The following is a 3,939-nucleotide window of genomic DNA, read 5'->3' on the forward strand; positions in this document are numbered from 1 at the left end:
GCGCAAGTACATCGCCACCAGGGGCTGGCTCACGATCTACCCCGCACTGACCATCGTGGCGGTGGTCCTGGCGACGAACCACATCGCACGCCACTTGACGACGCGCAGTGCCCGATGAACGATCCAGTGCTGTCCGTTAAAGACCTGACCGTCGGTTATCGCGTCGCGCGTGAGCTCCGGCAGGTCGTGCACGAGGTGAGCTTCGACCTGCGTCCCGGTCAGGTTCTCGCGCTAGTGGGTGAGTCCGGTTCGGGAAAGACCACGACCGGACACGCCATCCTGGGCCTGCTCCCCGACAACGGCGAGGTGATCAGCGGCTCGATCACCCTGCATGGTCACGATCTCACCGCGCTGAGCCCGAAAGCGTGGCGTGATCTGCGCGGTCGCGTGGTGAGCCTGATCCCGCAGGACCCGACGGTGTCGCTGGACCCCGTGCGAAGAGTGGGCCGACAGGTTGAGGACGTGCTGCGGCTGCACACCGACCTCGATGCCGATGCCCGGCGCGACCGGGTGTACGAACTGTTAGACCTCGTCGGATTCGACGACCTGGCCCGCCGCTACCGGCAGTACCCGCACGAGTTGTCAGGTGGGATGCGCCAGCGTGTGCTGATCGCGGCGGCGGTGGCCTCCGACCCGCAGGTCATCATCGCGGACGAGCCCACCTCCGGTCTGGACGCCACGGTGCAAAAACAGGTCCTCGACCTCATTGACGAACTACGCTCCCGAACCTCCAGCAGCATCGTGCTGGTCACCCACGACCTCGGCGTTGCCGCCGATCGATCCGATCTGATCGGCGTCATGCAGCAGGGCCGACTGGTTGAAGCCGGTCCGACTGCCACCGTCATCGCCGAGCCGCAACATCCGTACACTCAGAAACTGCTGAACAGCGTTCCGTCCCGACTGGTGTCCGTACGGGACACCAAACCGGTTGCCGCCCAGAGTGACACCGTTGTCGAGGTCACCGATCTGCGCAAGGTCTACGGAGGCGTACCTGCGCTGGACGGAGTGTCCTTCGACATCCGGCGCGGTGAGACGTTCTCCCTCGTCGGGGAGTCCGGCAGCGGCAAATCGACCACCGCGCGCATCCTGACCGGCCTGACGACTGCGACGTCGGGGCACGCATCGGTGCTCGGTACCGACATCACCGCCCTGAGCCGGCGCGACTTCCGGCCATTGCGTCGCAACGTGCAACTGGTCTACCAGAATCCGTATTCGTCGTTCGACCCGCGTTATTCCGTCTTCGACGTGGTCGAGGAGCCGTTGAGGTCGTTCCAGGCACCAGGTAGACGACATCGTCGTGACAACGCCGATCGCGTCGCGGCCGCACTGGAATCGGCTGCGCTGCCTACGGATTTCGCCAAGCGTCATCCGCGAGAACTGTCCGGCGGGCAGCGCCAGCGGGTGGCGATCGCGCGGGCTCTGGTGTCAGAACCCCGACTGCTCGTCCTCGACGAGCCGATCTCCTCGCTCGATGTATCGGTGGCCGCGCAGATCCTGGAACTGCTGCAACAACTTCAGGACGAACGTGACCTGACCTACGTGTTCATCTCGCACGATCTCGCCGTGGTCGCGGCCATCTCCGATCGTGTCGCGGTGATGCAACAGGGCCGCATCGTCGAGCAGGGCCCGGTCGATCGGGTCTTCTCAGCGCCACAGTCGGGCTACACCGAACAATTACTCAACGCCATTGCCGGGCGTGAACTCACCAGGAACGAAGCCCGAACATGACGACAGAACAACCGGTTTCACTCGACGAGGCACTGCTGCGGATCCGCGCCGTGCTCGGTGAGCTCGCCAAGGGGGCCGGTGAGCGCGACCTCGCCTACGAACATCCGTACGCGCTGGTGCAGCAGCTCGCCGACGGCGGATTCGGGCGGTTGCGGGTACCACGCGAGTTCGGCGGCTTCGACGTAGACCTGCCCACCTTCGTCGCGCTCCTAGCCGAGTCGGGACAGGCCGATTCCAACATCCCACAGATCTGGCGCGGTCACTTCACCGCGACCGAAATCCTCCGGCTGGAAGCCGATCCCGTGATCCGGCGACACTGGTTCCACACGATCAACAGCGGGGCAGTGTTCGGCAATGCACAATCCGAGCAGTCTTCGCAGGTCGCCGGGCTAAATTCACCCGACGGATTCGGCGCCATCACGACCCGGGTGTACCGCGACGACGCTGGTGCGCTGCGGGTCTCCGGTACCAAGTTCTATTCGACCGGTTCGCGGTTCGCCGATTACATCCGCACGGCGGTTGTCGACGAACATGGACAGCGCGGGTTTGCGGTGATCCCGGCCCGCCATCCCGGTGTGCAGCACGTCGATGACTGGGATGGTATCGGTCAGCGTCAGACGGGAAGCGGCACAACTCATCTCACCGAGGTGCCGGTCGAAGAGCATGGCAATGTCAGCCGGTACGCCGACTCCGTGCGTGGCCTGGACTCATTCGTCCAGATCGTTCATCTTGCCAACCTGGCGGGAATTGCCAGGAGTCTGCTCGCCGAGACCATTGACATCGTCCGCGCGCGGACCCGCACCAGCCGGCATGCGCTCACCCAGGACGCGACCGCCGATCCTGACGTGCTGGCAGTGGTGGGAACCCTGTACGCGCGAAAGCTGACCGCCGAATCCCTACTCGGTCACGTCGCGCAACGGTTGCAAGCTGCGCACACCTCGGGCCGCGAAGAGGACTACGCCGCCGCCTACGTCGAAACGTCGGCCGCACAGGTGGCCGTCATCGAGGCGGTTCTCGACGCGGCGAACACGGCATTCAATGCCGTCGGTTCGTCAGCGGTGCGCAACGGGGTGCATCTGGACCGGCACTGGCGCAACGCACGCACCCTGGCCTCGCATAACCCGGTCATCTACAAACCGAGAGTTGTTGCGGACTTCTTGGTCAACGGCCGCCCTCCGGTGTCGGGTTACTACGCGGGACGACCAGCGGCCGCTGATGCCGAGCAGCCGGCGTCATGACACCGCAGCTGCATCTGAACGTCAACATCCTCAACGCCGGTGTTTTCGGCGGTTCCTGGCGGTTCCCTGGCACTGACCCGTTGGCCAGCTACACCATCGAGCATTACACCTCGATCGCCCGCAAGGCCGAGGCCGCCAAGCTCGACGCGGTGTTCCTTGCCGATACCCCGGCCCTGGACCCGACCATCCGGCACCGCACCGGCAACAACCTGGAACCGACCACCGTGCTGGCCCGCGTGGCCGGTCAGACCGAGCGGATCGGACTCATCGCGACGCTGTCGTCGTCCTACAACGATGCACACGAACTGGCTCGCCGACTGGGCGATCTGGACTATCTCAGCGGTGGACGGTTCGGATGGAACGTCGTGACCACGGCCGGTCCCATCGCCGCCCGCAACTTTGGTCGCCACGCCGAACCCGACCACGGACTTCGGTACCAACGAGCCGGCGACTTGGTCGCGCGGGTTGTGTCATCGTGGGCTGCGCGAACCGAACTGATCTCGCCGCAGGGGCGACCGGTGATCGTGCAGGCCGGTGGCTCCAGCGACGGAAAGACGTTGGCATCCCGCGTCGGTGAGGTCATCTTCTCCGCTGAGCAGGACATCGATCGCGCTCGCGAGTTCCGCACCGAAATACGCCAGGGTGCGGCTCGATTCGGCCGTAACCCGGACGAGGTCGTGGTCCTGCCCGGACTGTCGACGGTGCTGGGCAGCACCGAGACCGAGGCCAGGGCGCGTCGCGAACTGCTCGACGAGGTGCTGCCGAAGGCCTACGCCCGTGAACGGCTTGGCGGTCAGCTCGGTTTCTCCCTCGACGGACTCGCTGACGACGAACCGATCCCGGCTGAGCTGCTGCGTGACCCCGACGACGCCGGCGGATCGCAGACCTTCTACCGCGTGATCCGCGGCATCATCGCGGGAGAGAACCCGACACTACGGCAGCTGCTCAAGAAGCTGTCCGGAGGTGGCGGTCA

Annotated in this window: 3 protein-coding genes; all 3 read left to right on the forward strand. The window is 65.3% G+C overall.

Annotated elements, in window-relative coordinates:
- Nucleotides 1–114: 114 nt before the first annotated feature.
- On the forward strand, nucleotides 115–1,728 hold the full coding sequence (locus QOI01_RS31635) for a dipeptide ABC transporter ATP-binding protein (protein ID WP_526387452.1): 1,614 nt from the start codon (nucleotides 115–117) through the stop codon (nucleotides 1,726–1,728).
- Nucleotides 1,725–2,966, forward strand: coding sequence for an acyl-CoA dehydrogenase family protein (locus QOI01_RS31640; protein WP_526387454.1), 1,242 nt, complete (start codon nucleotides 1,725–1,727; stop codon nucleotides 2,964–2,966). Before QOI01_RS31635 ends, QOI01_RS31640 begins: the two co-directional genes overlap by 4 nt.
- Nucleotides 2,963–3,939, forward strand: a 977-nt coding sequence (locus tag QOI01_RS31645; protein ID WP_526387456.1) for an LLM class flavin-dependent oxidoreductase, incomplete at its 3' end; no start/stop codon positions are given. The genes QOI01_RS31640 and QOI01_RS31645, both read left to right, overlap by 4 nt.

The organism is Mycobacterium sp. (assembly GCF_032162605.1).
Classification (GTDB): Bacteria; Actinomycetota; Actinomycetes; order Mycobacteriales; family Mycobacteriaceae; genus Mycobacterium.

Excerpts from the sequence above, each read along its gene's own strand:
- QOI01_RS31635 (WP_526387452.1), top strand. The coding sequence starts at position 115 with ATGAACGATCCAGTGCTGTCCGTTAAAGACCTGACCGTCGGTTATCGC.
- QOI01_RS31640 (WP_526387454.1), top strand. The coding sequence starts at position 1,725 with ATGACGACAGAACAACCGGTTTCACTCGACGAGGCACTGCTGCGGATC.